Source organism: Lachnospira pectinoschiza (assembly GCF_900103815.1).
Taxonomy (GTDB): domain Bacteria; phylum Bacillota; class Clostridia; order Lachnospirales; family Lachnospiraceae; genus Lachnospira; species Lachnospira pectinoschiza_B.
On sequence record NZ_FNHZ01000004.1, the window covers coordinates 51,817 to 78,103 of the forward strand.

40 protein-coding genes are annotated in these 26,287 nt (G+C 38.0%); all 40 read right to left on the reverse strand.

Annotated features, from left to right (window positions below; translation table 11 throughout):
* Window positions 1-314 precede the first annotated feature (314 nt).
* The 40 genes from rpsI to BLQ66_RS07435 all read right to left on the reverse strand — a co-directional run bounded on the left by rpsI (window position 315) and on the right by BLQ66_RS07435 (window position 26,152).
* A complete protein-coding gene (gene rpsI / locus BLQ66_RS07240; protein ID WP_074521607.1) occupies window positions 315-719 on the reverse strand; it encodes a 30S ribosomal protein S9 in 405 nt (134 codons plus the stop codon).
* A 27-nt stretch (window positions 720-746) separates the two neighbouring features.
* Window positions 747-1,181 carry a 50S ribosomal protein L13 gene (gene rplM / locus BLQ66_RS07245; protein WP_027430818.1) on the reverse strand — a complete coding sequence of 145 codons (435 nt, stop codon included), beginning with the start codon at window positions 1,179-1,181 and terminating at the stop codon, window positions 747-749.
* 203 nt (window positions 1,182-1,384) lie between these two features.
* A complete protein-coding gene (gene truA, locus BLQ66_RS07250; protein ID WP_074521608.1) occupies window positions 1,385-2,143 on the reverse strand; it encodes a tRNA pseudouridine(38-40) synthase TruA in 759 nt (252 codons plus the stop codon).
* 9 nt (window positions 2,144-2,152) lie between these two features.
* Window positions 2,153-2,953 (reverse strand): energy-coupling factor transporter transmembrane component T family protein, encoded by an 801-nt coding sequence (locus tag BLQ66_RS07255; RefSeq protein WP_074521609.1) that lies wholly within the window; start codon window positions 2,951-2,953, stop codon window positions 2,153-2,155.
* Window positions 2,950-3,789 (reverse strand): energy-coupling factor transporter ATPase, encoded by an 840-nt coding sequence (locus BLQ66_RS07260; protein ID WP_027430821.1) that lies wholly within the window; start codon window positions 3,787-3,789, stop codon window positions 2,950-2,952. The genes BLQ66_RS07255 and BLQ66_RS07260 overlap by 4 nt, the downstream gene beginning before the upstream one ends.
* Window positions 3,770-4,648: an energy-coupling factor transporter ATPase gene (locus BLQ66_RS07265; RefSeq protein ID WP_027430822.1), complete on the reverse strand. Its 879-nt coding sequence runs from the start codon at window positions 4,646-4,648 to the stop codon at window positions 3,770-3,772. Before BLQ66_RS07265 ends, BLQ66_RS07260 begins: the two co-directional genes overlap by 20 nt.
* A gap of 186 nt (window positions 4,649-4,834) precedes the next feature.
* Window positions 4,835-5,371, reverse strand: a complete 537-nt coding sequence (locus BLQ66_RS07270; protein WP_074521610.1) for a bL17 family ribosomal protein — start codon at window positions 5,369-5,371, stop codon at window positions 4,835-4,837.
* A 172-nt stretch (window positions 5,372-5,543) separates the two neighbouring features.
* Window positions 5,544-6,512, reverse strand: a complete 969-nt coding sequence (locus tag BLQ66_RS07275; RefSeq protein ID WP_027430824.1) for a DNA-directed RNA polymerase subunit alpha — start codon at window positions 6,510-6,512, stop codon at window positions 5,544-5,546.
* A 217-nt stretch (window positions 6,513-6,729) separates the two neighbouring features.
* Window positions 6,730-7,323: a 30S ribosomal protein S4 gene (gene rpsD / locus BLQ66_RS07280; RefSeq protein WP_074521611.1), complete on the reverse strand. Its 594-nt coding sequence runs from the start codon at window positions 7,321-7,323 to the stop codon at window positions 6,730-6,732.
* A 19-nt stretch (window positions 7,324-7,342) separates the two neighbouring features.
* A complete protein-coding gene (gene rpsK / locus BLQ66_RS07285) occupies window positions 7,343-7,738 on the reverse strand; it encodes a 30S ribosomal protein S11 (protein WP_027430826.1) in 396 nt (131 codons plus the stop codon).
* Between the two features lie 46 nt (window positions 7,739-7,784).
* Window positions 7,785-8,159, reverse strand: a complete 375-nt coding sequence (rpsM, locus tag BLQ66_RS07290; protein WP_027430827.1) for a 30S ribosomal protein S13 — start codon at window positions 8,157-8,159, stop codon at window positions 7,785-7,787.
* Between the two features lie 304 nt (window positions 8,160-8,463).
* Window positions 8,464-8,577 (reverse strand): 50S ribosomal protein L36, encoded by a 114-nt coding sequence (rpmJ, locus tag BLQ66_RS07295; protein WP_005339020.1) that lies wholly within the window; start codon window positions 8,575-8,577, stop codon window positions 8,464-8,466.
* A gap of 103 nt (window positions 8,578-8,680) precedes the next feature.
* Window positions 8,681-8,899 carry a translation initiation factor IF-1 gene (infA, locus tag BLQ66_RS07300; RefSeq protein ID WP_027430828.1) on the reverse strand — a complete coding sequence of 73 codons (219 nt, stop codon included), beginning with the start codon at window positions 8,897-8,899 and terminating at the stop codon, window positions 8,681-8,683.
* Between the two features lie 8 nt (window positions 8,900-8,907).
* Window positions 8,908-9,180 (reverse strand): KOW domain-containing RNA-binding protein, encoded by a 273-nt coding sequence (locus BLQ66_RS07305; RefSeq protein WP_074521612.1) that lies wholly within the window; start codon window positions 9,178-9,180, stop codon window positions 8,908-8,910.
* Between the two features lie 10 nt (window positions 9,181-9,190).
* Window positions 9,191-9,946 (reverse strand): type I methionyl aminopeptidase, encoded by a 756-nt coding sequence (map, locus tag BLQ66_RS07310; RefSeq protein WP_027430830.1) that lies wholly within the window; start codon window positions 9,944-9,946, stop codon window positions 9,191-9,193.
* Window positions 9,947-9,967: 21 nt separating this feature from the next.
* Entirely contained in the window at window positions 9,968-10,609 is a 642-nt protein-coding gene (locus BLQ66_RS07315; RefSeq protein ID WP_027430831.1) for an adenylate kinase, read from the reverse strand.
* 160 nt (window positions 10,610-10,769) lie between these two features.
* Entirely contained in the window at window positions 10,770-12,089 is a 1,320-nt protein-coding gene (gene secY, locus BLQ66_RS07320; protein ID WP_074521613.1) for a preprotein translocase subunit SecY, read from the reverse strand.
* A gap of 1 nt (window position 12,090) precedes the next feature.
* Complete coding sequence (rplO, locus tag BLQ66_RS07325; RefSeq protein ID WP_027430833.1) at window positions 12,091-12,531, reverse strand: 50S ribosomal protein L15; 441 nt, start codon at window positions 12,529-12,531, stop codon at window positions 12,091-12,093.
* Window positions 12,532-12,558: 27 nt separating this feature from the next.
* Entirely contained in the window at window positions 12,559-12,744 is a 186-nt protein-coding gene (rpmD, locus tag BLQ66_RS07330; protein ID WP_027430834.1) for a 50S ribosomal protein L30, read from the reverse strand.
* Window positions 12,745-12,785: 41 nt separating this feature from the next.
* Window positions 12,786-13,295 carry a 30S ribosomal protein S5 gene (gene rpsE / locus BLQ66_RS07335; protein ID WP_027430835.1) on the reverse strand — a complete coding sequence of 170 codons (510 nt, stop codon included), beginning with the start codon at window positions 13,293-13,295 and terminating at the stop codon, window positions 12,786-12,788.
* 19 nt (window positions 13,296-13,314) lie between these two features.
* Window positions 13,315-13,683 (reverse strand): 50S ribosomal protein L18, encoded by a 369-nt coding sequence (gene rplR, locus BLQ66_RS07340; RefSeq protein WP_027430836.1) that lies wholly within the window; start codon window positions 13,681-13,683, stop codon window positions 13,315-13,317.
* Between the two features lie 17 nt (window positions 13,684-13,700).
* Entirely contained in the window at window positions 13,701-14,243 is a 543-nt protein-coding gene (rplF, locus tag BLQ66_RS07345) for a 50S ribosomal protein L6 (RefSeq protein WP_074521614.1), read from the reverse strand.
* Between the two features lie 141 nt (window positions 14,244-14,384).
* Window positions 14,385-14,786 (reverse strand): 30S ribosomal protein S8, encoded by a 402-nt coding sequence (rpsH, locus tag BLQ66_RS07350; protein ID WP_074521741.1) that lies wholly within the window; start codon window positions 14,784-14,786, stop codon window positions 14,385-14,387.
* Window positions 14,787-14,942: 156 nt separating this feature from the next.
* Window positions 14,943-15,128 (reverse strand): type Z 30S ribosomal protein S14, encoded by a 186-nt coding sequence (locus BLQ66_RS07355; protein ID WP_027430839.1) that lies wholly within the window; start codon window positions 15,126-15,128, stop codon window positions 14,943-14,945.
* A gap of 16 nt (window positions 15,129-15,144) precedes the next feature.
* Window positions 15,145-15,687 carry a 50S ribosomal protein L5 gene (rplE, locus tag BLQ66_RS07360; protein ID WP_027430840.1) on the reverse strand — a complete coding sequence of 181 codons (543 nt, stop codon included), beginning with the start codon at window positions 15,685-15,687 and terminating at the stop codon, window positions 15,145-15,147.
* A 21-nt stretch (window positions 15,688-15,708) separates the two neighbouring features.
* Window positions 15,709-16,020: a 50S ribosomal protein L24 gene (rplX, locus tag BLQ66_RS07365; RefSeq protein ID WP_027430841.1), complete on the reverse strand. Its 312-nt coding sequence runs from the start codon at window positions 16,018-16,020 to the stop codon at window positions 15,709-15,711.
* A gap of 10 nt (window positions 16,021-16,030) precedes the next feature.
* Window positions 16,031-16,399, reverse strand: a complete 369-nt coding sequence (rplN, locus tag BLQ66_RS07370) for a 50S ribosomal protein L14 (protein WP_027430842.1) — start codon at window positions 16,397-16,399, stop codon at window positions 16,031-16,033.
* Between the two features lie 68 nt (window positions 16,400-16,467).
* Window positions 16,468-16,725, reverse strand: coding sequence for a 30S ribosomal protein S17 (rpsQ, locus tag BLQ66_RS07375; protein WP_027430843.1), 258 nt, complete (start codon window positions 16,723-16,725; stop codon window positions 16,468-16,470).
* A 45-nt stretch (window positions 16,726-16,770) separates the two neighbouring features.
* Window positions 16,771-16,971: a 50S ribosomal protein L29 gene (gene rpmC / locus BLQ66_RS07380; RefSeq protein ID WP_074521615.1), complete on the reverse strand. Its 201-nt coding sequence runs from the start codon at window positions 16,969-16,971 to the stop codon at window positions 16,771-16,773.
* On the reverse strand, window positions 16,961-17,398 hold the full coding sequence (gene rplP / locus BLQ66_RS07385) for a 50S ribosomal protein L16 (protein ID WP_027430844.1): 438 nt from the start codon (window positions 17,396-17,398) through the stop codon (window positions 16,961-16,963). The genes rpmC and rplP overlap by 11 nt, the downstream gene beginning before the upstream one ends.
* Window positions 17,398-18,072 carry a 30S ribosomal protein S3 gene (gene rpsC / locus BLQ66_RS07390; RefSeq protein ID WP_027430845.1) on the reverse strand — a complete coding sequence of 225 codons (675 nt, stop codon included), beginning with the start codon at window positions 18,070-18,072 and terminating at the stop codon, window positions 17,398-17,400. Before rpsC ends, rplP begins: the two co-directional genes overlap by 1 nt.
* Window positions 18,073-18,159: 87 nt before the next feature.
* The gene (rplV, locus tag BLQ66_RS07395) at window positions 18,160-18,546 is read right to left on the reverse strand and encodes a 50S ribosomal protein L22 (RefSeq protein WP_027430846.1); all 387 of its coding nucleotides are present in this window, start codon (window positions 18,544-18,546) and stop codon (window positions 18,160-18,162) included.
* Window positions 18,547-18,664: 118 nt separating this feature from the next.
* Window positions 18,665-18,940, reverse strand: a complete 276-nt coding sequence (rpsS, locus tag BLQ66_RS07400; RefSeq protein WP_027430847.1) for a 30S ribosomal protein S19 — start codon at window positions 18,938-18,940, stop codon at window positions 18,665-18,667.
* A 50-nt stretch (window positions 18,941-18,990) separates the two neighbouring features.
* Window positions 18,991-19,833 (reverse strand): 50S ribosomal protein L2, encoded by an 843-nt coding sequence (gene rplB, locus BLQ66_RS07405; protein ID WP_027430848.1) that lies wholly within the window; start codon window positions 19,831-19,833, stop codon window positions 18,991-18,993.
* A 48-nt stretch (window positions 19,834-19,881) separates the two neighbouring features.
* Window positions 19,882-20,184: a 50S ribosomal protein L23 gene (rplW, locus tag BLQ66_RS07410; RefSeq protein ID WP_027430849.1), complete on the reverse strand. Its 303-nt coding sequence runs from the start codon at window positions 20,182-20,184 to the stop codon at window positions 19,882-19,884.
* Window positions 20,184-20,804 (reverse strand): 50S ribosomal protein L4, encoded by a 621-nt coding sequence (rplD, locus tag BLQ66_RS07415; protein ID WP_074521616.1) that lies wholly within the window; start codon window positions 20,802-20,804, stop codon window positions 20,184-20,186. Before rplD ends, rplW begins: the two co-directional genes overlap by 1 nt.
* A 27-nt stretch (window positions 20,805-20,831) precedes the next feature.
* Entirely contained in the window at window positions 20,832-21,467 is a 636-nt protein-coding gene (rplC, locus tag BLQ66_RS07420; RefSeq protein ID WP_074521617.1) for a 50S ribosomal protein L3, read from the reverse strand.
* A 221-nt stretch (window positions 21,468-21,688) separates the two neighbouring features.
* Window positions 21,689-22,003: a 30S ribosomal protein S10 gene (gene rpsJ, locus BLQ66_RS07425; protein ID WP_027430852.1), complete on the reverse strand. Its 315-nt coding sequence runs from the start codon at window positions 22,001-22,003 to the stop codon at window positions 21,689-21,691.
* A 518-nt stretch (window positions 22,004-22,521) separates the two neighbouring features.
* The gene (locus tag BLQ66_RS07430) at window positions 22,522-24,138 is read right to left on the reverse strand and encodes a zinc ribbon domain-containing protein (protein ID WP_074521618.1); all 1,617 of its coding nucleotides are present in this window, start codon (window positions 24,136-24,138) and stop codon (window positions 22,522-22,524) included.
* A 190-nt stretch (window positions 24,139-24,328) separates the two neighbouring features.
* Window positions 24,329-26,152: an ABC-F family ATP-binding cassette domain-containing protein gene (locus BLQ66_RS07435; RefSeq protein ID WP_074521619.1), complete on the reverse strand. Its 1,824-nt coding sequence runs from the start codon at window positions 26,150-26,152 to the stop codon at window positions 24,329-24,331.
* Between the last annotated feature and the right edge of the window lie 135 nt (window positions 26,153-26,287).

Here is a 26,287-nt window from a genome sequence, read left to right on the forward strand (position 1 = left end):
GTTTCATGCATTTAACGCTTTAATCGGTTAAAGTGCTTTGATGTAAAACAATGCAAGGATGCTTTGCATCTTTGCATAAATTCCCTTTTTTCATTTTTATACAACCCCTAACCTTTAAAAGTTTAGGATTCTTATCTCTGTTCCATAGGTTTTAGAACATTGATCATCATTTTCCATCCTTCTCTACATCAAAGGTTGTTAATTTTTAATTTTGTATTTAAAACTATCTGTTTATAGCAAAACAGCGTCCACAGCTAATGTGTGGACGCCATTGTCTGCTAATTTTATCAATAATATTTGTGATAAAAATAATATTATCTCTTTGAGAACTGTGGAGCACGACGAGCTGCCTTTAAGCCGTACTTCTTTCTTTCCTTCATACGTGGATCTCTTGTTAAGAAACCTGCCTTCTTAAGTGATGGACGATATTCGTCTGAATCAACCTGAAGAAGTGCTCTTGAAATACCATGTCTGATAGCGCCTGCCTGACCTGTTGTTCCACCGCCATGAACGTTAACGATTACATCGTACTTCTCTGTTGTTTCTGTGAGAACTAATGGCTGCTTTACAACAACCTTAAGTGTCTCAAGACCAAAATATTCATCAAGTGATCTCTTATTTATTGTAATATTACCTGTACCAGGTACTAAATATACTCTAGCAATACTGCTTTTTCTTCTACCTGTTCCGTAGAACTTTCCATTAGCTTTCTTTGCCACTGTTATTTCCTCCTTATATTATGCCTATTAAAACTTTAATACTTCTGGCTTCTGTGCTGCCTGCTCATGTTCTGGGCCTGCATATACGTGAAGCTTTGTGTACATCTGACGTCCTAAAGGTCCCTTTGGAAGCATTCCCTTAACAGCTAATTCAATAACTCTTTCAGGCTTCTTAGCCATCATTTCCTTAAGTGTTGTTTCCTTCATACCACCTACGTAGTCTGAGTGATTGTAATAAATCTTCTGATCTAACTTCTTACCAGTTGTCTTTACCTTAGAAGCGTTGATAACGATTACGTTGTCACCACAGTCAAGGAATGGTGTGTACTCAGGCTTATTCTTACCTCTAAGTACAGCAGCAACCTGTGATGATAAACGACCTAATGTATAATCTGCAGCATCTACAACATACCATTTTCTTTCGATATTAGATGCACTAGCCATAAATGTCTTGTTACTCATGGTTTCCTCCTAAATTGCTTTAATGCACTTTAATGTTTCATAATTATTATCAAATACTTCTCCGGGGCATTGGCTAAGTATTCATAATCATAATTAATGTCAGCGTATTACACGCCACATTTAAGAATTATATATCACGGCGCTTATGGTGTCAATGATTTTTTCGCTTTAGTTTAGATTATTAAGTTCCACTTTTTTAAGCCCTAATACTGGATTTCTACTAGGGTTAAGCCTTGTGGCGGAGCAGTTTCCCCTGCTTTAGTTCTATCAAGGGCTTCTAGCATTTCTTTGACGTATTGTGACTCAAATCGGCCTTTGCCAACTCCTACTAATGTTCCTGCTATTATTCTTACCATATTATATAGAAAGCCATTTCCTTTTACTCTTATTATTATCTCGCCTTGATAGTCTTTGCCTTCTTTTTTATCTTTAGCTATTAATTCTATTGAGTAAATTGTTCTAATGGTTGTTTCTGCCTGTGTATGCACGCTTGCAAAACTTTTAAAATCGTGTTCTCCTATTAGGTAGTTTGCGGCTTCTTGCATTTTTTCTAAGTCTAGCTTTGCCTGTACGTGCCAGCTATATCTTCTTTCTTGTGGTAGATAAAATTCTGTGTTTGAGATCTTGTATTCGTAGGTCTTTTTTGTGTCACAGTGTCTTGGATGAAAGTCTTTATCTACTTCTTCTGATTTTTGTATCTGTATATCTTCTGGCAAATATCTATTGAGGGCATAGCTAAATCTATCTGCTGGTATTGTGGAACTTGTGTCAAATACTGCTACATTTCCTTTGCCGTGCACTCCCGCATCAGTTCTACTTGCTCCGATTACGTGCACATTTTCACCAGTAAGACTTGCTATGGCTTTGTCTAGTTCTGCCTCGATTGTTGGAGCGTTTGGCTGTATCTGCCAGCCGCTATAGTTGGTTCCGTCGTAGCTTACTGTAAGCTTTATTCTTTTCATTCTTACCTCTTAAAATATGATATTTAGGCTAATACAGATTCCTAAGTATAGGATGAGTATTAGGTAGGCTAAATAGTCTTTTTTGCTATATTTTAATGGTTTCATCTTGGTTCTGCCATTAGACCCGTGATAGCATCTTGCTTCCATGGCCATTGCTAGGTCGTCTGCTCGTCTAAAGGCGGAGATGAATAGTGGTACTAAAATTGGCACCATGGCTTTTGCTCGCTTTATGAAGTTTCCTGTTTCAAAGTCGGCGCCTCTTGCTTGCTGCGCGCGCATGATTTTGTCGGTTTCATCAATTAGGATTGGGATGAATCTTAGTGCGATGGACATCATCATGGCGATTTCGTGTACTGGGACTTTGATATATTTTAAAAAGGATAATCCTTTTTCTAGTCCGTCTGTTAGGTTGTTTGGTGTGGTAGTTAGGGTCATTAGGGATGAGCCCATGATTAAATATACAAGTCTGATTACCATAAAGATAGCGGTTTTTAGGCCTCTGTCTGTGATGGTTATTTTCCACACTTTAAAAATTACGGTTCCTGGTGTTAAAAATAGGTTAAATGCCGCGCTTATTAGTATCAAAATCAGGATTGCCTTTAGGCCTCTTACGATGAACTTAAAGGGTACTTTTGAGGCGATTATTAGGCCTGCTAGGGCTAGGGTTGCCACGATGTACACGAGAATGTTCATGCCGAGGAACAGGGATATGATAAAAATAAGTGTCCCCATGAGTTTTACTCTTGGATCTAGGCTATGTATCACCGAATTTGTTTGATAGTATTGTCCTATTGTTATGTCTCTTATCATAATATCTCCAATATGCTTTTCTTGGCCTCTTCTATAGTGATGGCGTCTGTGTCTACGTCAAATCCTGCATTTTTCAAATCGTTCATAATATATGTTACTTTTGGTGCTGCTAGGCCAATTTCTTCTAATTCTTTATGATGTCTAAATACATTCTTAGGTGTGTCATCATATTTAAGTATTCCGTCGTTCATTACCATGATTCGGTCTACGTGTGTGGCTACATCTTCCATGCTGTGGGACACGAGTATGATTGTGATGCCTGTCTTTCGTAGATTTTCTAATACTGAAAATATTTCGTCGCGGCCTTTTGGATCTAGGCCCGCTGTTGGTTCGTCTAGTATTAGTACTTCTGGTTTCATGGCTAAGACGCCTGCGATTGCTACTCTTCTTTTTTGTCCACCGGATAAATCAAATGGTGAATTGTAGTAAAATTTTTCATCTAGTCCTACTAGCTTCAAGCTTTCAAAGGCTCTTAGTTCGCATTCTTGCTTTGATAGGCCTTGATTTTTAGGGCCGAAGCATACATCTTTAAAGATGGTGCTTTCAAAGAGCTGATGCTCTGGGTACTGGAATACTAGTCCTACCTTGCTTCTTAGCTCTTTCATATTGTAGCCTTTTTCATAAATATCTTGCCCATCATAATAAATGTGACCTGATGTTGCCTTATTTAGTCCGTTTAGATGCTGTATAAAGGTTGACTTTCCTGACCCTGTGTGTCCGATTAGGCCAATAAATTCGCCTTTTTCAATTACGCAGCTAACGTCTTTTAGGGCATGTCGTTCAAAGCTTGTGCCAGCTTCATATATGTAATTTATCTTATCTACTATTATTGACATTTTTAAGTCCTCTAATTCTTTCTAGCTCAGTTATTAGCTCTTTAGTTGTCAGAATGCCTTCTTTGATATCGAGACCTTCTTTGCGTAATTCGTGGGCTAACTCTGTAACCTGTGGCACGTCTAAGCGTAGTTCTTTTAATTTTTCTACCTGTGAAAATATATCTCTTGGTTTTCCTTGCATCACAAGTTTGCCTTCATTCATTACATAGACTTCATCGGCGTCGATTACTTCTTCCATGTAATGTGTAATTAGGATTATTGTTACATTTTCCTTTTTATTGAGTTCGTGTAGAACTTCTATTACTTCTTTTCGTCCGTTTGGATCAAGCATAGCTGTTGGCTCGTCAAGGACTATACACTTTGGCTTCATTGCTACAATTCCTGCAATTGCAACTCTCTGCTTTTGTCCACCTGAGAGCTTAGTTGGATTAGCTAATCTGAAGTCATACATGCCTACTGCCTTTAAGCTTTTTTCCACACGTTCCCAGATTTCATCTTCTGGAACACCGATATTCTCTGGGCCAAAGCCTACTTCTTCATCTACTAGTGTGCAGATGATCTGGTTATCTGGATTTTGGAATACCATTCCTGCAGTCTGACGAATTCTTAGGGTATTCTCATGTTCTAGGGTATTCATTCTGTCTACCCAAACGCTTCCTTCTGTTGGACTTACTAGTGCATTTAGGTGTTTTGCAAATGTAGACTTGCCGGAACCATTATGTCCTAAAACCGCAACAAAATCCCCTTCTTTTATATCTATATTTACGTTATCGATAGCTTTATTAATGCTTTCAACGTTGCCTTCTTCGTCACGTCTTATATATTCAAATGTTAGGTTTTCTGCCTTAACTATATTCAAATTATTTTCCTCGTTTCTAATTAATGTGTAACTAATTTCCTCATTAACTACAATCCCTTTTAGTTTATCACATTTTATATGATTTATCATTTCTATTCAATACGGCTATAAAAATTTTAGAAATATAAAAAAGCGGATATGTAAAACATATCCGCTTGTTAGCTATATCATACTATGGTTCTTAAATTAAACTAATTCAAGAATAACTTCCATAGCTGCATCGCCCTTTCTTAAACCGATCTTTACGATTCTTGTGTAGCCACCCTTACGGTCAGCATACTTAGGTGCGATTTCATCAAAAAGCTTATTAGTAAGATCAACCTTCTTTGTGTTCTTCTTCTTACCAGCTGCAGCTGTAGGAACTTCTGTTACTGTGTAAAGAACCTTGTCCATCTGCTTTCTAGCATGAAGTCTTGAAGGCATATCCTTCTTGATTTCCTTATCAACTGTTTCGTAAACTGTAACCTTCTTACCGTCTACAACTTCCTTAACTCTCTTACCGTTAGCGTCCTTCTTAGCTACCTTAGCCTGAACTGTAACAGTTTCGAAGTTATCCTTTTCCTTAACAGCTAATGTGATAAGGTGTTCAGCGATCTTGCTAACTTCCTTAGCTCTAGCCTCTGTTGTTACGATCTTACCATTCTCGATAAGAGCTGTAACCTGGTTTCTTAATAATGCCTTTCTCTGGCTAGATGTTCTGCCGAGCTTTCTGTACTTTGCCATTTTAAAATCCTCCATTTGTAACATCAGCACACGCGCATAGGTCTTATAGCACCAATGTTTCTACTACAAATTATTAGTTACGCAGTGGAAAACCCACTGTTCCACCTCTCGCACGCGCATTAGGTCTTACTGCAATTGGCGATATATTAATACATAAATGTACTAATCAAAATTAATCATCACTTGGCTTAAGATGTAAGTTTAATTCCTTAAGCTTAAGTAATACTTCGTCTAATGACTTCTTACCAAGATTTCTAACCTTCATCATATCATCTGAAGTCTTATTACATAATTCTTCAACTGTATTGATACCAGCTCTTCTAAGACAATTAGAAGAACGAACTGATAATTCAAGGTCTTCGATGCTCATTGAAAGAACCTTAGAAGACTCGTCTTCCTGTGGTTCAACCATGATCTCAGCCTTAACTGCGTTCTCTGAAAGGTTAATAAATCCTTTAAGATGTTCTGAAAGAACCTTAGCCGCAAGGCTTAAAGCCTCGTCTGGAGCTATAGTTCCGTTAGTGAAAATGTCAAGTGTTAACTTATCAAAGTCTGTATCCTGACCAACACGAGTGTTCTGAACAGACATGTTAACTCTCTCAACTGGTGTATAAATAGAATCAATAGCGATTACGCCTGCTGCAGCATCATCTCTCTTGTTCTTTTCTGAACTAACATAACCACGACCATTAGTAATTGTAAGTTCCATAGAGAGCTTTGCATCAGCTCCATTAAGATGTGCAATTACTAAATCAGGATTAATAATTTCGATATCAGGATCAACCTGGATATCAGATGCCTTAACTACGCCTTCGCCCTTAAAATCAATATGAGCTTCCTTAGGTTCAACCGAGTTGCCGTTATTCTTAATTGATAACTGCTTAATATTCATTACGATCTCAGTAACATCTTCCTTAACGCCAGGAATTGAACTAAACTCATGAAGCACACCATCGATCTTAATGCTGCTTACTGCTGTACCAACTAAAGATGAAAGCATAATTCTTCTTAAAGAATTACCAAGTGTTAAACCATAACCTCTTTCAAGTGGTTCAACTACAAATCTTCCAAACTTTCCATCTTGTGACTCTTCAGTCATCTCAATTTTTGGCATTTTGAAATTGAAATCTGCATCAACCATTATTGCCCCTCCTTATTGGGTATTTAAGTTGTATATATTGCGTTTATCAAAGCTAGGCAATTAAGCATACAGCTTTGTAGCGCGATTATACCTTGTTAAAAGATTCAAAAAATTATATCTTGAATTATTATAACATATAAAGTCGCATAAAAGCCAGCAGGTATGGAAAGTTTTAAATACACTTTCCATACAACTGCCTGGCTTTGAATTACGCATCTTACTTAGAATATAACTCGACGATAAGCATCTCGTTTACAGGAACATCGATTACTTCTCTTGTTGGAAGAGACTTAACCTGACCCTTAAGAGCTTCCTGATCTGCCTCTAACCACTCTGGTACTAATCTACCGTTTGTAGCTTCGAGTACTTCCTTATATCTTGCAGAAGACTTAGACTTTTCTCTGATTTCGATTACGTCTCCAGCCTTTACTAAGTATGAAGGAATGTTAACGCACTTACCGTTAACTAAAATGTGCTTATGATCAACAATCTGTCTAGCTTCCTTACGTGTTCTAGCAAGACCTAATCTATAAACAACATTATCAAGTCTGAGTTCGAGCATGATCATGAGGTTTTCACCTGTCATACCCTTCTGCTTCTCAGCTTTCTTATAATAATTTCTGAAAGGCTTTTCTAATACGCCGTAGATGAACTTAGCCTTCTGCTTTTCGCGAAGCTGTAAACCATATTCGCTAATCTTTCTTCCAGCATTCTTAGCCTTTCTTCTAGACTTCTTATCTATTCCTAAATATACAGGATCCAAATCAAGGGATCTGCATCTCTTAAGCACTGGTGTTCTATTAACTGCCATTGTATACTACCTCCCTAAATTAAACTCTTCTACGCTTTGGTGGACGACAACCATTATGTGGAACTGGTGTAACATCCTTGATACTTGTAACTTCTAGACCGCAAGCTGAAAGTGCTCTAATAGCAGCTTCTCTACCTGAACCTGGTCCCTTTACCATAACGTCTACAGACTTTAATCCGTGAATTAAAGCAGCCTTTGTAGCTGTTTCAGCTGCCATCTGAGCAGCATATGGAGTAGACTTCTTAGATCCTCTGAATCCAAGACCACCTGCAGATGCCCAAGATAATACATTACCTTCTGCATCTGTTAATGTAACAATTGTATTATTAAAAGATGACTGAATATGTGCCTGTCCTCTTTCGACATTCTTCTTAACACGCTTCTTTGTCACTTTCTTTGTAGCTTTCTGAGCCATGACTATATCCTCCTATTGAGTTTAAAACGTTTAATTTTTATTTAAATTACTTCTTCTTGTTTGCTACTGTCTTCTTTGGACCCTTGCAAGTTCTTGCGTTAGTCTTAGTCTTCTGACCTCTAACTGGAAGACCCTTTCTATGACGGATTCCTCTATAGCAACCAATTTCCTTTAATCTCTTGATATTCATGGCAACTTCTCTTCTTAAGTCACCTTCTACTAAATGCTCTGAATCAGCATCAATAACCTTAGCAATCTTTGCTACTTCTTCGTCTGTTAAGTCCTTAACACGAGTGTCAGGATTAACACCAGCTTCAGCAAGGATCTTATTTGATCTTACACGTCCAATACCATAAACATAAGTAAGTCCGATTTCGATTCGTTTTTCTCTTGGTAAATCCACACCTGAAATACGAGCCATATTACGTAACCTCCGTTAATTAACTAATTAATGTGTTATTTCGAAACTTATTATTATACACATACGCAGCTCCTTGCTTCGATAAGTTTCCTATCTATGCATGGCCTGAAATGTGTGCGTTGCCTTATAATAACTATATCAAATAGTAATTATCTTCATTCAATAATTACTGCAGCCGCAAATTAATAATCATCAAGTCGTACTTATAGTACTTTGCTTAATACTTGATGAATTTACATTGATAGCAATAATGACTTTGCTATCCATATGCAGAACCTAAGAAGCTAAGCTTCTTAACAGGAAATTAACCCTGTCTCTGCTTGTGCTTAGGGTTTTCGCAGATAATTCTGACGCTGCCCTTTCTCTTAATGACTTTGCATTTTTCACAAATTGGTTTAACTGATGATCTAACCTTCACTGCAAAAGCCTCCTTTCAGACAAGTTCGTGAACAATTATATCACAAATGAAAATATAATTGCAACAACAAATTATAAAATATTCCACTTAAATATTAAGTAGATTATTTATCACGCCAAATAATTCTTCCCTTTGTTAAATCATATGGTGACATTTCAATTGTTACTTTATCACCTGGAAGAATTCTAATATAGTTCATTCTTAGCTTACCACTAATTGTAGCTAAGATCTGGTGTCCATTTTCTAATTCTACTTTAAAAAATGCGTTAGGTAACTTTTCTACTACTGTTCCTTCGATTTCAATTACATCAGCCTTTGACATAAATCCTCCTAATTTCTTTTACTAATATACTGCTTTATTTCTAGTTTGATTTCTTCATCAGAAATTTTCTGATTTTCTTGAATCTTTCTATATAATAATGAATTTTCATTCTTTATTATCTGCACATGTTTCTTCTTCTTTTTTTTCGGCTTGTCACACATTTTCAAATAGCCATCTGATAAGTAGACATATTGTGAATCTTCACTGATTACAATATATATCTTATCTTTATCATGACCTACTAGTGACTTTGCCATTAAACCTTTTAGCTCATTAATCATTATATTCACCTTAATTTTCTAATGTTAAAATTTCCGGTCCGTCCTTTGTTACGAGAACGGTATTCTCATAGTGAGCTGATAACGAATGGTCTCTTGTTTCTACTGTCCATCCATCATCTAGGAAGTTAACTCTCCAATCGCCCGCTGTTACCATTGGTTCGATTGCAAGTGTCATACCTTCATGTAAACGAATACCACGATGTTCTTGTCTAAAGTTAGGAATCTGTGGATCTTCATGCATTGATGTTCCAATACCATGTCCGCATAAATCTCTTAATACTCCATAACCAAAAGATTCGTTATAATCCGCTATTGCATTAGATATCTCGTGTAGACGACATCCTTCTTTAGCAAATTTTATTCCTTCAAAAAAGCTTTGTTTAGTAACATCCATTAATTGTTGAGCTTCTTTTGAAACTTCACCTACGCCATAAGTTCTTGCTGCATCTGCCATATATCCTTTGTATGATAGGACTGTATCTAGTGAAACTATGTCGCCATCACGCAATATTTTATTCTTGCTAGGAATTCCATGTACTACTTGATCGTTTACAGAAACACAAAATGAAGCTGGATAACCTTCGTAGCCTTTTTCTTCTGGAATACATCCATAGCTTCTTATGATTTCTTCACCAATCTTGTCGATTGTATATGTTGAAACTCCCGGCTTTATCTCATTTGCAATTTCTTTATATACTTTTCCAAGTATTTTTCCTGCTTCTCTCATTAACTCGATTTCTCGAGGGCTTTTAATTGATACTGACATATCTATTTCTCCTTGTAGTGATTAAGCAAGAATCTCTACGATAGCATTAAATACATCATCCATAGCCATTGTTCCGTCTACTTCACGTAATACGTTCTTCTTATTATAGTATTCAATAAGTGGCTGTGTCTGATCATGATATACAGATAATCTATTCTTTACTGTTTCTGGCTTATCATCATCTCTTAGAATTAACTTTTCTCCACATGTATCACATACGCCTTCAACCTTTGGTGCGTTGAATTCGATATGGTATGTTGCTCCACAACCTACACATGCTCTTCTTCCGCCCATTCTCTTAATGATGTTCTCATCTGGTACTTCAACATTAATAGCGAAATCTACTGATTCTCCATTAGCTGCTAATGCCTTATCGAGAGCTTCTGCCTGTGGAATTGTTCTTGGGAATCCATCTAATACATATCCATTAGCTGCATCTGGCTGCTTGAATCTATCCATAATTAAATCTACTACTAATTCATCTGGTACAAGTTCACCCTTGTCCATGTATGTCTTAGCCTTCTGACCTAATTCTGTGTTATTCTTGATATTCGCTCTAAAAATATCTCCTGTTGAAATGTGTGGAATTGAATACTTTGCTGCAATTCTCTTAGCCTGTGTTCCTTTTCCTGCACCTGGTGCACCTAACATAATAATCTTCATTGATAAATCCTCCATTCAATATAACTAGTTCTATATGAAATCGCATAAATTGCGGTTAGATTTCTATTTTAATTGTCATTTACTACATTTTCTCTTTAACACAAATACAGACTTACCTAGGATTTCTCCCAGGTAAGCCCATTATATATCTTTTAATCAATTACTCAGATAAAAATCCTTTGTAATAACGATTAACCATCTGTGCTTCGATCTGCTTTAATGTCTCAAGAACAACACCAACAATAATGATGATTGATGTTCCACCAAATGAAATACTTGCATTGAAGAATCCAGTACAAGCGATTGGTATAAGAGCTACAATAAGTAAACCTACCGCACCAACGAATACGATATAATTAAGTATCTTATTAAGATAATCACTAGTAGATTTTCCTGGTGTGATACCTGGAACTACTCCACCAGCTTTCTTTAAGTTATCCGCTACCTGTATTGGGTTGAATGTAATTGATGTATAGAAGTATGCAAATATAATAAGCAATACTACATAAAGAATTAATCCAAGTGAATACTTAGGGTAACTTACTCTGCACCAGTAAGATGAGCTTAAATATCTTGTCCACTCATATGACTTACCAAATAACTGAGCAACAATTACAGGGAACTGCATAAGTGATGATGCGAAAATAACTGGCATAACACCTGCAGTATTAACCTTTAATGGGATATTAGTTGACTGTCCGCCAACCTGCTTTCTTCCTGCAACCTTCTGTGAGTATTGAACAGGAATTCTTCTTTCGCCATCCTGAAGGATAACTACTAAAATTACCATTATTACAACAATAGCTAAGATAACAGCTGCTGCTAAAACACCCTTTGCTGGTGTCTGTGTTGCTACGTAAGAGCTGAATAATGTAGCGAAATCACTTGGCATTCCTGAGATAATATTAATTAATAATACAATTGAAATACCATTTCCTACACCGTTTTCAGTAATTCTCTCACCTAACCACATAAGTGCTGCTGAACCTGCTGTAAGTGCAATAACTACAACAATGATTGCTACAACGTAATGAAGTGTACTAAATCCTTCATATCCTGCAATTAAACCTGATCTACCAAATCCAACTGCCATTGCGATACTTTCAACAAGTGATAAACCGATTGTTACGTATCTTGTTATAGCTGCAATCTTCTTTCTACCGTCCTCGCCCTCTTTTTGCATTTCTTCCAATTTTGGAATTGCAATTGTAAGTAACTGCATTATGATCGAAGATGTGATATATGGTGTAATGCTAAGTGCAAAGAGGGACATTCTTTCGAATGAACCTCCTGTAAATGCACTAAGATAATCCAAATCACCGGTATTAATTCCACTAAGTAAGCTACTAAAGTAATCAGTATCTACACCAGGAATCGGAAGAAGACTTCCTATTCTTACAACAACTAAAATTGCTAATGTGTATAATATCTTTTTTCTTATGTCTTTATTTTTAAAAGCGCCTACAAGTGTCTTAAACATACTAGATCACCTCGCAAGTTCCGCCGAGAGCTTCGATCTTCTCCTTAGCTGCAGCACTGAATGCGTTAGCCTTAACTGTAAGCTTCTTTGTAAGCTCACCGTTTGCAAGAATCTTTACGCCGTCCTTAGTATCTTTAACAATACCTGTCTCAATTAAAGTTTCGATTGATACTTCTGAACCGTTATCAAATCTTTCTAATGTAGAAACATTGATAGCTACGAATTCCTTACGATTTCTGTTAGTGAAACCTCTCTTAGGAATTCTTCTATATAATGGCATCTGGCCACCTTCAAAACCAGGTCTTGGTGCTCCTGAACGAGCCTTCTGGCCCTTGTGTCCCTTACCAGCTGTCTTGCCGTTACCTGAACCGTGACCACGACCTCTTCTGAAATTATCACTCTGAACTGAACCTTCTGCAGGTCTTAAATTAGATAAATCCATTCTTGCACCTCCTTCTATTATTTTATATTAAATTTCTTCTACCTTTAACATATAACCAATCTGCTGAATCTGTCCTCTTGTAGCAGCATTATCTGGAAGTTCTACTGTCTTGTGAAGCTTTGTAAGACCCATAGCTTCAACAGTTCTTCTATGCTTAGGAACAGCACTGATTGGAGACTTAACTAAAGTTATTCTTAACTTCTTATCAGCCATTTTAACCTCCATCTGCACCTTTTATGGTGCTAAACAATTTCTTAGCCTAAGATTTCTTCAACTGACTTACCACGAAGTCTTGCAACTTCTTCTGGAGTCTTCATAGCCTGAAGACCAGCGATTGTAGCTAATACTACATTCTGCTTATTATTAGAACCAAGTGACTTTGTACGAATGTTTCTAATACCTACTAATTCAAGTACTGAACGAGCAGGACCACCAGCGATAATACCAGTACCTTCTGGAGCTCTCTTTAAAAGAACTGTTGCTCCACCGAACTTACCGATGAAATCATGTGGTACTGAACCATTCTCATCCATTGGAATTTCTACTAAATGCTTGATGGCATCTTCCTTTCCCTTGCGGATAGCTTCAGGAACTTCAGCTGCCTTACCAACACCAGCGCCAACGTGACCATTACGATCACCAACAACTACTAAAGCTGCAAAACGCATATTACGTCCACCTTTTACAACCTTAACTACGCGCTTGATTGATACTACGTTATCGTCTAATTCTAGCTGACTAGCATCAATAATTGTACGTTTCATACTGTTTTCTCCCTTCCGCTTAGAACTGGAGGCCAGCTTCTCTTGCTGCCTCTGCTAATGCCTTTACTTTACCTTGATATATGAATCCGCCTCTGTCATAAACGACAGTTGTAATTCCCTTTTCTAATGCCTTCTTAGCAACTACAGTACCTACTACTGTTGCAGCCTCAACATTATTAGTCTTCTCTACTTCAGCCTTAACGTCAGCGTCAAGTGTTGATGCAGAAACAAGTGTCTTACCAACTGTGTCGTCAATAATCTGAGCGTACATATGATTGTTACTTCTGAAAACAGCTAAACGTGGTCTTTCAGTTGTTCCGCTGAAACGGTTACGTGTTCTCTTATGCTTTGCTTCACGAACTAATGCTCTTGACTTCTTACTAACCATTATATTCACTCCTTTAATTATTTCTTACCAGTCTTACCAACCTTACGTCTGATTACTTCATCAGCATACTTGATACCCTTACCCTTATATGGTTCTGGAGCTCTCTTAGATCTGATTTCAGCTGCGTACTGGCCAACTTTTTCTTTATTAATACCCTTAACAAAAATGATGTTCTGTCCATCAAGAGTTGTTTCAATTCCTTCTGGATCTTCCATCTCTACAGGATGTGAGTAACCTAATGAAAGGATTAACTTCTTACCCTGCTTCTGTGCTCTATAACCAACACCGTTAACTTCAAGCTTCTTCTCGTAGCCTTCTGTTACACCGATTACCATGTTGTTAATAAGAGTTCTTGTTAAGCCGTGTAATGACTTCATCTTCTTTAAGTCGTTAGGTCTTGAAACAACAACTTCACTACCTTCAACCTTAATGTCCATTTCTGCAGGTAAAACTCTTTCGAGTGTTCCCTTAGGACCCTTTACAGTCACTTTATTATTTTCTGCTAATTCAACTGTAACACCAGCTGGAATAGCGATAGGCATTCTTCCTATACGTGACATGCCGTGCACCTCCTAAAAATTATTAAGAAAACATTTACAATGATAGGAATATGTTTTCTTGATTGGGTTAATAGTTATAGGATCATAAAATAAATCCGAACGATTTAATTATACTTAAAATCCTTAGTAACGTCTATATAATTACCAAACGAAGCAAAGAACTTCTCCGCCTACGCCGAGCTTTCTAGCTTCCTTATCTGTTACAACACCCTTGTTTGTTGAGATAATTGCAACACCAAGACCACCTAAAACCTTAGGAAGATCTGTCTTGCTAGCATAAACTCTAAGACCTGGCTTAGAAATTCTCTGAAGTCCAGAAATGATCTTTTCATTCTTATCCTTACCATACTTTAAAGTAACGCGGATATCCTTGAAGTTTCCATTTTCAACAACTTCATAAGACTTAATGTAACCCTCATCTAAAAGAATCTTAGCGATTGAAAGCTTCATCTTAGATGCTGGAATATCAACTGTGTCGTGCTTTGCTGTATTTGCATTACGAATTCTTGTAAGCATATCTGCAATTGGATCTGTCATTAATATTTCCTCCTTATAATTCACTGGTTTCCAGCTTTATTGCTGGACTACGTCAATTGTTTGCACATAATGTGCATTAAGTTGATAACAACTTAAAATATATTGCTTAAAGCAAGATTTTATCGTTGCAAGTTCAAAGAACTTGCAACAATTATATTAATCTTACCAAGAAGCCTTTTTAACACCAGGGATCTGACCCTTGTATGCTAATTCACGGAAGCAAATTCTGCAGATTCCGTACTTTCTTAAAACAGAATGTGGACGACCACAAATTGTACAACGTGTGTATGCTCTAGTAGAGAACTTTGGTTTTCTCTGCTGCTTTACTTTCATAGAAGTCTTAGCCATAATTTACCTCCTTATATTAATTCTTCTTGAATGGCATGTTGAATAATCTTAATAATTCACGTGCTTCTTCATCTGTGTTAGCTGTAGTTGTGATGATAACATCCATACCTCTAACCTTATCTACCTTATCATATTCGATTTCTGGGAAGATAATCTGCTCCTTGATACCAAGTGCATAGTTACCTCTTCCATCGAATGAGTTAGCGCTTACGCCTCTAAAGTCACGTACACGTGGAAGTGCAAGATTTACTAATCTATCAAGGAATTCGTACATCTTTTCACCACGTAATGTAACCTTACAACCAATTGCCTGACCTTCTCTTAACTTGAAGTTAGCAATTGAATTCTTAGCTCTTGTAAGAACTGCCTTCTGACCTGCGATTGTCTCGAGATCCTTTACTGCTGCGTCAAGAACCTTAGAATTTTCCTTAGCTTCACCAACGCCCATATTTATAGTGATCTTATCGATCTTTGGAACCATCATTGGGTTCTTATAACCGAACTTTTCAGTCATCTTCTTAGCGATTTCATTATCATACTGTTCTCTAAGTCTACTCAAAATTATTGCCTCCTTCCTCGATTAATCGATAGCCTTTCCTGTTGCCTTAGCAACACGAACTTTCTTGCCATCCTTTACTTCGTAACCAATCTTTGTTGCCTTACCGTTTACTGAGTAAGCAATGTTAGATATATCGATTGGTGCTTCCTGATGGAGAATTCCACCCTGCTGATTAGCAGCACTTGGCTTAGCATGCTTAGTAACCATGTTAATACCTTCAACTACTGCTGTGTGGTTCTTAGCATTAACTGTTAATACCTTGCCTTCTTTGCCCTTGTCCTTACCTGCGATAACAACAACTGTATCGCCCTTTTTAATTCTAACAGCTGACATTCGGCACCTCCTATAATACTTCTGGAGCAAGAGAAACGATCTTCATGAACTTCTTTTCTCTTAACTCTCTAGCTACTGGTCCAAAGATACGAGTTCCCTTTGGAGTATTATCATCTTTAATGATAACAGCAGCATTCTCGTCAAATTTAATATATGAACCGTCCTTACGACGTGCGCCCTTTACAGAACGTACTACAACGGCCTTAACAACATCGCCCTTCTTAACAACGCCGCCTGGTGTTGCTTCTTTAACAGAAGCGACGATAACATCACCGATATTTGCATATCTTCTTGTAGATCCGCCCATAACTCGGATGCAAAGAATTTCCTTAGCACCTGTGTTATCAGCAACCTTAAGTCTGGTTTCCTGTTGTACCATAGTACTACCCCTTTCAGTAATATATGTCTCATTCGTACTTTACGAATGTGTTTACTAAAATTAATTAATTACTTAGCTCTGCTGATAATTTCAACTAATCTCCATCTCTTATCCTTAGATAAAGGTCTTGTTTCCATTACCTTTACTACGTCACCGATTAAGCATTCGTTGTTTTCATCATGAGCCTTAAGCTTATATGTTCTCTTTACAATCTTGTTGTAAAGTGGATGTTTAACGTTATCTTCTACTGCAACTACGATAGTCTTATCCATCTTGTTGCTGACAACCTTACCTGTACGAGTTTTTCTTAAATTTCTCTCTTCCACAGTTGTACTCCTTTCTTAGGATTAATTTATCATCCAGCTTAGCAATTAAGCATTTTTCTGTGCAATTACAGTCTGGATTCTAGCGATATTCTTACGAACATCTTTAATTCTGCTTGTGTTATCCAACTGATTAGTTGCGTTCTGGAATCTTAAATTGAAAAGTTCCTTCTTAGCAGCTACTAATTCTTCATTTAACTCTGCAGCTGATTTTGCCTTTAAATCTTCTACATACTTATTAATTTTCACTGTTATCACCGCCTTCTAAGTCTGCACGTGAAACGATCTTACACTTGCATGGAAGCTTATGAGTAGCAAGACGAAGAGCTTCTCTAGCTGTCTCCTCTGCTACGCCTGAGATCTCGAACATAACACGTCCAGGTTTAACTACTGCTACCCAGCACTCTAAGTTACCTTTACCTTTACCCATACGTACGCCGATAGGCTTACCTGTAACAGGCTTGTCTGGGAAAATCTTAATAAATACTTTACCGCCACGCTTGATATATCTTGTCATAGCAACTCTGGCTGCTTCTATCTGATTAGACTTGATCCAGCATGGTTCTGTTGCAACGATACCGAAATCGCCGTATGCAAGAGTGTTACCTCTTGTTGCCTTACCAGCCATAGAACCACGGAACTGTCTACGATGTTTAACTCTCTTAGGTAGTAACATTACTTATCGCTCCCTTCCTTAACATTAACCTTAGCGTTAGCCTTAGTAGGAAGAACCTCGCCTTCGTAAATCCAAACCTTAACGCCAACCTTACCATATGTTGTGTTAGCTTCTGCAAAACCATAATTGATATCTGCACGAAGTGTCTGAAGAGGAATTGTACCCTCACTGTAAAATTCTGTACGAGCCATATCAGCACCGCCAAGACGTCCAGAACAGCTTGTCTTGATACCCTTAGCGCCCTGCTTCATTGTTCTGCCCATGCATGACTTCATAGCTCTTCTGAAAGAGATACGATTCTCTAACTGCTGAGCGATGTTTTCAGCTACTAACTGAGCATCACGATCTGGTCTCTTAACTTCCTTAATATCGATGCTTAATCTCTTAGCAGATGTCATCTTTTCAACCTGCTTCTTTAAAGCTTCGATTTCAGATCCGCCCTTACCGATTACAACACCAGGCTTAGCTGTGTGGATAATAATCTTAAGTCTATCTGAAGCTCTCTCAATTTCGATCTTTGAAATTCCTGCAGCATAAAGCTTCTTCTTAAGGAATTTTCTTATGTTATAGTCTTCAACAAGGTTATCAGCGAATGCATCTTCTGCATACCACTTTGAGTCCCAGTCAGAAATGACACCGACTCTTAAACCATGTGGGTTAACTTTCTGTCCCATAAAATCTCCTTTCTATTCTTTAGGAAATGTTTGATTTCATATTCTAATTTCAAGTAATCTTGAAACAATAAATCAAGTACCGATTAATTATCTTTCATTAAGAATTACAGTGATGTGGCTCATTCTCTTTTCGATTCTGTAAGCTCTACCCTGTGCTCTTGGATGTACTCTCTTCATTGTAGGTCCCTTGTTAGCGAAGCATTCTTCAACGAATAACTTGCTTGGGTCCATACCATTATTGTTCTGAGCATTAGCTGCTGCAGACTTTAATAACTTCTCTATAAGTGATGAAGCATATCTTGGATTGTACATAACGATACCAAGTGCTTCTTCAAGGCTCTTGCCTCTAATAGCATCTAATACGAAACAAGCCTTCTGAACAGATACTCTAGCGTAGCTTAACTTAGCGCTTGGTCTTGTATCCTTAACGGCGTTTCTTTCACGTTTAATTTGGGATCTATGTCCTGTTGCCATGGATTAGTCCTCCTTTCAAAATTTCAAATGTATCCATTATCTATATTAGTAATTACGATTTCTTTAATCGGGAATCCCCGCGGAAGACCCCTTTCGGGTTCTTCCAAAGATTCATCTATTATCTAGACTTCTTTTCGTCCTTACCGTGTCCTCTGTAAGTTCTTGTTGCAACGAACTCACCGAGCTTATGACCAACCATATCCTCTGTAACGAATACAGGAACATGCTTTCTTCCATCATGAACAGCAATTGTATGTCCCACGAAACTTGGGAAAATTGTTGAACGACGAGACCATGTCTTGATGACCTGCTTATCGTTTGAAGCATTTAATGCATCAACCTTCTTAAGTAAGCTAGCATCAGCGAAAGGTCCTTTCTTTAATGAACGAGCCATAGGTTAAACCTCCTTATAATCTTGTTTCTCAAAGTTACTAGGCACTAATATTACTTAATACCCTTTCCGTCTCTTCTTCTAATGATAAGCTTGTTAGAAGCCTTCTTCTTCTTACGAGTCTTAAGACCCATAGCAGGCTTACCCCAAGGTGTCATTGGGCTTGGACGACCAACTGGTGCTCTACCTTCACCACCACCGTGTGGATGGTCGTTAGGGTTCATAACAGAACCACGAACTGTAGGGCGGATACCCATATGTCTCTTACGTCCAGCCTTACCAAGATTAATAAGGTTGTGATCACCATTACCTACAACACCGATTGTTGCGCGGCAGATAATTGGAACCATTCTCATTTCGCCAGAAGGTAATCTAAGTGTTGCATACTTACCTTCCTTAGCCATTAACTGAGCTGAGTTACCAGCAGAACGAACAAGCTGTCCACCCTTACCTGGATATAACTCGATATTGTGAACCTGTGTACCAACTGGAATTTCTGTGAATGGTAAGCAGTTACCAACTCTAACTTCAGCACCAGCACCGTTCTGTACTGTCATGCCATCTGTTAAACCAGCAGGTGCAAGGATATATGACTTCTCACCATCAGCGTAAGCGATAAGTGCGATGTTAGCAGTTCTGTTAGGATCGTATTCGATACCGATAACCTTAGCAGGAACTCCTTCCTTGTTTCTCTTAAAATCGATTACTCTGTACTTCTGCTTGCTTCCACCACCGTGGTGACGTACAGTAATCTTACCCTGGTTGTTACGACCAGCAGTCTTGCTCTTCTTAGCAAGTAATGACTTCTCAGGAGATGACTTTGTAATTTCAGAGAAATCTGAACCAGTCATGTTTCTTCTGGAAGGTGTATATGGGTTATATGTTTTAATTCCCATTTCTTTCTCCTTTCGGCTGTGTAATATTGTTTTCTACACGTCTATATCTTAAAGTCCTTCGAAGATTTCGATTTCCTTAGAATCAGCTGTTAACTGCACGATAGCCTTCTTTGTCTTAGCTGTGTAGCCCTGATCCTTTCTGTTAGCTCTCTTCTTCTTACCGTTGTTATTCATTGTGTTAACTGAAGCAACCTTTGTTCCTTCAAACATCTTCTCAACAGCTTCCTTAATCATAGTCTTGTTAGCGTCTGTATGAACTAAGAATGTATACTTCTTAGAAGCCATATCAGTCATTGACTTTTCTGTGATTACAGGCTTGAGGATTACATCATAATACTGAATATTTGCCATTATGCATACACCTCCTCTAATTTTTCAACAGCTGCCTTAGTAACAACTAATGTATCATACTTAAGAACATCATAAGTATTGATTTCGCTAGTGTTTGAAACCTTAGCACCGTTAACGTTTCTACCAGAAAGAACAACGTTCTTGTTCTCTCCTTCAAGAACTACTAAAGCCTTAGAAACCTTAAGGTTGTTTAATACCTCTACGAATTTCTTTGTCTTTACTTCATCAAGGTTGAATTCATCTAATACAACAACCTTGCTATCAGCTACCTTAGAAGATAAAGCTGAAAGAAGAGCGATTCTCTTCTCCTTCTTATTCATCTTGAATGAATAATCTCTTGGCTTTGGTGCAAATACAACACCACCGCCTGTCCACTGTGGAGATCTTGTAGAACCCTGTCTAGCATGACCAGTTCCCTTCTGTCTCCATGGTTTTCTTCCGCCGCCAGATACTTCTGAACGAGTCTTTGCAGACTGTGTTCCCTGACGATTATTTGCAAGCTGGCTTACAACTGCAAGATGTACAAGATGTTCATTAACTTCAACACCAAATACTGCATCGTTTAATTCGATTGAACCAACTTCTTTGCCTTCAATATTGTAAACAGATACGTTTGCCACTGTTTAGTCCTCCTTCCTTGGTAAAGATTACTTACTAACCTTTACTGTTTCTTTCAAAGTTACTAATGACTTCTTAGGTCCAGGTACTGCACCCTTAACTAAGATAACGTTATTCTCAACATCAACTCTTACTACTTCAAGATTCTGGATTGTGATTCTCTTAGAACCCATATGTCCAGGCATTCCTTTTCCCTTGAATACTCTACCAGGTGTTGTTGCTGATCCGTTAGAACCCTGATGTCTGTGGAATTTAGAACCGTGCGCCATAGGACCTCTAGACTGTCCTAATCTCTTGATAGCGCCCTGGAAACCTTTACCCTTAGAAATAGCAGTTGCATCTACCTTATCGCCTGCTGCGAAGATATCTGCCTTAATTTCGTCCTTAACATTGTATTCAGAAGAGTTTTCAAACTTGAATTCTCTAACGAATCTCTTATAAGGAACCTCTGCCTTGTCAAAATGTCCCTTAATTGGCTTGCTTACGAGCTTTTCTCTGATATCAGCGAAACCAACCTGGACAGCTTCGTAACCGTCGTTTTCGACTGTCTTTACTTGTGTAACAACACAAGGGCCAGCCTGTAATACAGTTACAGGTGTTAAAACACCATCTTCGTTGAAGATCTGTGTCATTCCGACCTTAGTAGCTAAAATAGCCTTCTTCATACTCTTTTCCTCCTGTTAAATCTACAGCGGACAAGATGATAAATAAATTCAGCGCATCCTGTCATCCTAGATAAGTTAATATAAGTGGAACCTGCACCACCGTTATAGGAATGCTTTTGTTGCTTCTATATTAAACCCTTAGGATTAGCTCTCATTGTTATTGAAACTTAAATGTTTCTTGCTGCGTTTTCTTGTTAATCAAGAAAATGTCTTGGCAATGATTAGTTCATTACCTTAAGGTTGATGAATACACCAGCTGGCATCTCTAACTTAGATAAAGCATCTACTGTCTTCTGAGATGGCTGTAATACATCGATAAGTCTCTTATGAGTTCTCTGTTCGAACTGCTCTCTAGAGTCCTTGTACTTATGTACAGCTCTAAGAATTGTAACAACTTCCTTCTTTGTTGGAAGAGGTACTGGACCACTAACATTAGCTCCTGTCTTCTTTGCAGTTTCGATGATCTTCTTAGCAGACTGATCGATTAACTGATGATCATAAGCCTTCAAAGTAATTCTGATTACCTGATTTGCCATAAAAAAAGTCGCCTCCTTCGCACTTTATAAATAGTAAGTACGACAAGCGGTGACTGTACACACTCCCACGTGTATCATATTATCTCTTAAGAGAAACTTGATTCATCGTGGTCTACTAAAACTGAGTCTTAGTAGCAATTATAGTACAGTGACTTGTCGCCAGATTCTTCGCCGGAATTGCTTCCAGCCTTGACATTCGCTCCACGGAAAACCTACATTCAAGCTATTGTTCAAATGTAGCAACCTCTCGCTTCACAGCTATCAATGTCACAGCATGTATAAATATACACTAGGAGTATATTATTTGCAAGAATTCTTTTGTATTTTTTTTAGAACAATAAAAAATAAAGCCACGGAACTTTCAAGTTAATTTTCGAAAGCCCCGTGGCAATAATAATTATATTCATAGACACATTTTCATAATAGTTGTAATGAAAATGTATTCGCTATATCTAAGTTTACGAATTCCTTCTATAATAAGTAACCTTTCTTATAAGAAGAAACTCCTTCGCTCCATCTTAATAGAAGTAGAAGTTAAGGTAAACATCATCAATTAACCATTCGCCATCTTCATATACATAATCGATGTAGTAATAGCTATTGTATGTGTAAGAACCTGACTTTTCTTCTTCAGAGCCGTATCCTGTATACTTGTACTTACCTGAAAGTGTATAGCCAAGATAAATTCTCATCTTTGGAGCACCTTCATCAGTTAATGTAAAGTACTTTGTACCAACAGTAGGCTTAATAGCTGAAAGATCATAAGATGTAACATCTCTAGTATATAAAGAACCAGATGCTGAATGGAAATCCTCAACTAAATCATTATACTCATCCTCAACATCAGCCTCAGAAGATACTAAGCTCTTAATGTCGCTATAACTCTTCTTCTCGTAAGCAGCCTTAGCAATAGTTGCAATGTCTGACTGAGCCTTTTCCATTGCAGCCTTTTCAGCATCATCTGTAAAGCTTAAATCAGAGTAAGAAATAGACTTAACGCTTTCATCATAAGAAACACTGATTGTTGTCTCGTAATCCTCAGCTACATCACTTGTAAGCTTAATCTTATTATCACCTGCGAAAATGTATGGAATAACGTAAGAATCATAATAAGAACCGTAGCTTGAGTTATCAGCCTTGATGTAATCAGACTTAACCTCAACACCATTGATTGATAATGTACAACCCTTAGGAACCTGGATTGTTGTGTCTTTGTAAACAAGGCCTTCTGATGAAACCTTATACTTCTTAAAGAAGAGTAAGTACTTGTCGTTAGTCTGTGAAAGAACGTAAGTACTCTGGTTGCCATTGCTTGTAGCTGTTGAATAAGTAACCTTAACAGTTACGCTACCCTTTGTGCTACCAGCTGTGCTGTAAGCGTCAGAAACTGTAATACCAGTAACCTTCTCACCTGTTGCATCAGCATGTGCATTAATTAAAGCTTCCTTAGTTAAGAACTCGCTATCAGGAAGGTTAATTAAATCGTAAGCTGTATCCCAGTCACACTGCTCAATAGCTGTAACATACTTCTTAGCTGTCTTCTTGTAATCAACACCAGCCTTACCAATAGAAACAAATGCAACGATAGCTACAATAACAGCAACAACTGCTACTGCAATACCAACGATCTTCTTGTTAAGCTTAAATGGCTTAGCAGGCTGCTGCTGATATGGAGCCTGGTTGTAACCATTGTTAGCATAGTTAGGAGCATAACCATTATTAAAGTTCTGATTTGCATTTGGATCAAATCCATTGTTAAAGTTCTGGTTTGCGTTTGGATCAAATCCGTTGTTAAAGTTCTGGTTTGCGTTTGGATCAAATCCATTGTTAAAGTTCTGGTTTGCGTTTGGATCAAATCCGTTAGCAAAGCCCTGAGCTTCCTGAACTGGCTGAGCTTCCTGATTTACAAAAGCATCTGTAGCCTGATTAGCTACTTCATCTACTGCTTCTGTAGCCTGATTAGCTACTTCATCTACTGTATCTGCTGCCTGATTAGCAACATCTGCAGCCTCAGCTGTTTCATTAGCAGCTGCATTTAATGTTTCGTTAAAGTCATCAAGATTTAATTTTGTTCCGCAGTTTCCACAGAATACTGCATCGTCTTCATTCTTAGTTCCACAATTAGGACAAAACATATAAATCCTCCCATATTATTACTTTTTTGATCTCATTAAACCTCTTCATTAAGAAAGCTCAGACGCCACCTAAACCCTCACAAGTAAACATAAATAAGCCATTAAGTGCACTCTTAATGTATAAGCCCCTCATAATAAAGTTTTATAAAATCTTTAGAAATGATAACATGAACCTCCATCTATTTCAAGACTAATTACCATTTATTTCATCATTTAATTCATTCAAATAAACCCAACGGTCCATTTTTTCCGAAAGAAGCGTTTCCTTTTCCTCTTTTTCCTTAGTAAGTTCGTTAAGCTTTACAAAGTCAGTAGCACACTTAAGTATAAGCCCATCGATTTCCGCAATTCTGTCCTCTAATTTTGCGATGTCATCATCAATAGTTTCGAACTCCTTCTTCTCAGCATAGCTAAACTTCCTGCTGTGAGACTTGTTAGCCTTGTATTCGTTAGCCGCCTCAAGGTTTCTGGCATTTGAAAATGTATTGTTAATAGTAGAGTCAGCTCTTGCCCCGTTCTCTAACAACTTGCCAGCCATAACGGCCTTGTCCCTGTAATCGGAATAGCCACCCTCGTACTGGCTTAGGTGTCCATTTTCAAAAGCAAAAATTCTATCCACCACTCTATCAAGGAAGTAGCGGTCATGAGAAACCACAATGACAATGCCCGCAAAGCCATCAAGGTACTCCTCCAAAATCTCAAGAGTCTCAATATCCAAATCATTAGTCGGCTCATCAAGAATAAGCACATTTGGCGCACTCATAAGCACCGACAAAAGATAGAGTCGTCTCTTCTCGCCACCAGAAAGCTTACGAATAGGTGTCCACTGCTGCTTAGGCCCAAAAAGGAACTTCTCACACATCTGAGAAGCAGTGGCCTTACCCTCAGCGGTTGTGACATACTCGCCGATAGAACGCACAAATTCAAGCACTGTAGCATTTTCATCAAGAGGCTCATTCTCCTGCATAAAGTAGCCAATGCGCACCGTTTCGCCAATCTCCACGCTACCACTATCAGGCTCTAGCTCCCCTGTGATAATCTTCATTAAAGTAGATTTTCCGCAGCCGTTACTACCAATGATACCGATTCTATCATCTTTTAAGAAAATGTATTCAAAGTCAGAAAACAGCTTCTTATCCCCGAAGGCCTTGCCCACGTTGTGAAGCTCAATGGTCTTATTTCCTAGGCGAGTTCCCACCGAACTCATAATAAGGTCCGACTTCATAAACTTCGCTCTCGCCTCACGAGAAGCCTGCTTCATATCCTCATATCTATCAATTCTTGCCTGCTGCTTAGTAGAACGAGCAAGGGCACCACGCTTAATCCACTCTAGCTCCCTGCGAAGAGTGTTCTGACGCTTCTTCTCAGTGGCGCGCTCCATCTCCTCCCTCTGAGTCTTAAGCTCAAGAAAGCCAGAATAGTTGCTGTCATACTCGTAAAGATTTGCATAATCAAGCTCCACGATCTTGTTTGTTACATTATCAAGGAAATATCTGTCGTGAGTAACCATAATAAGCTCGCCCTTAAAGGCCTTAATATAGTCCTCAAGCCAAATAACCATCTCATTATCAAGGTGGTTTGTAGGCTCATCTAAAATTAAAACCTCGCTAGGCTCAAGGATTGCCTTACAAAGCGCCACCCTCTTTTTAAGGCCACCAGAAAGCAAGCTAATAGACTTGTCAAAATCAGGCACCCCAAGCTTATTTAAAATTTCCTTAGCCTCCGCCTCAGTGGCATTGTGCTTACCACGCATACAATAAGAAAGAACTGTTTCATTTTCAAGGAAGTTTGGCATCTGTTCAAGATATGTAACATTTACCCCATTACCCTTAACCACCTTGCCGGAATCTGCCTCCTCAAGGCCTGCGATGATTTTTAAAAATGTAGACTTACCCGTACCGTTAACGCCAATGACGCCGATTTTGTCGCCCTTGTTAATACCAAGAGATACATTTTTAAAAAGATCCTTCTCTCCATAAGTCTTAGATATATTCTCAACGTTTAAAATATTCATATATAAACCTTTCCACAAAGAAATTGCTTCTTATATTATTTATTAACATTATTTTTGAAAAAATGTGACTAACCAGCAAGGCAAAGCCCCCAGTCAATCACACCTATGATAAGCTATAAAAAAGATTTCTGTCAA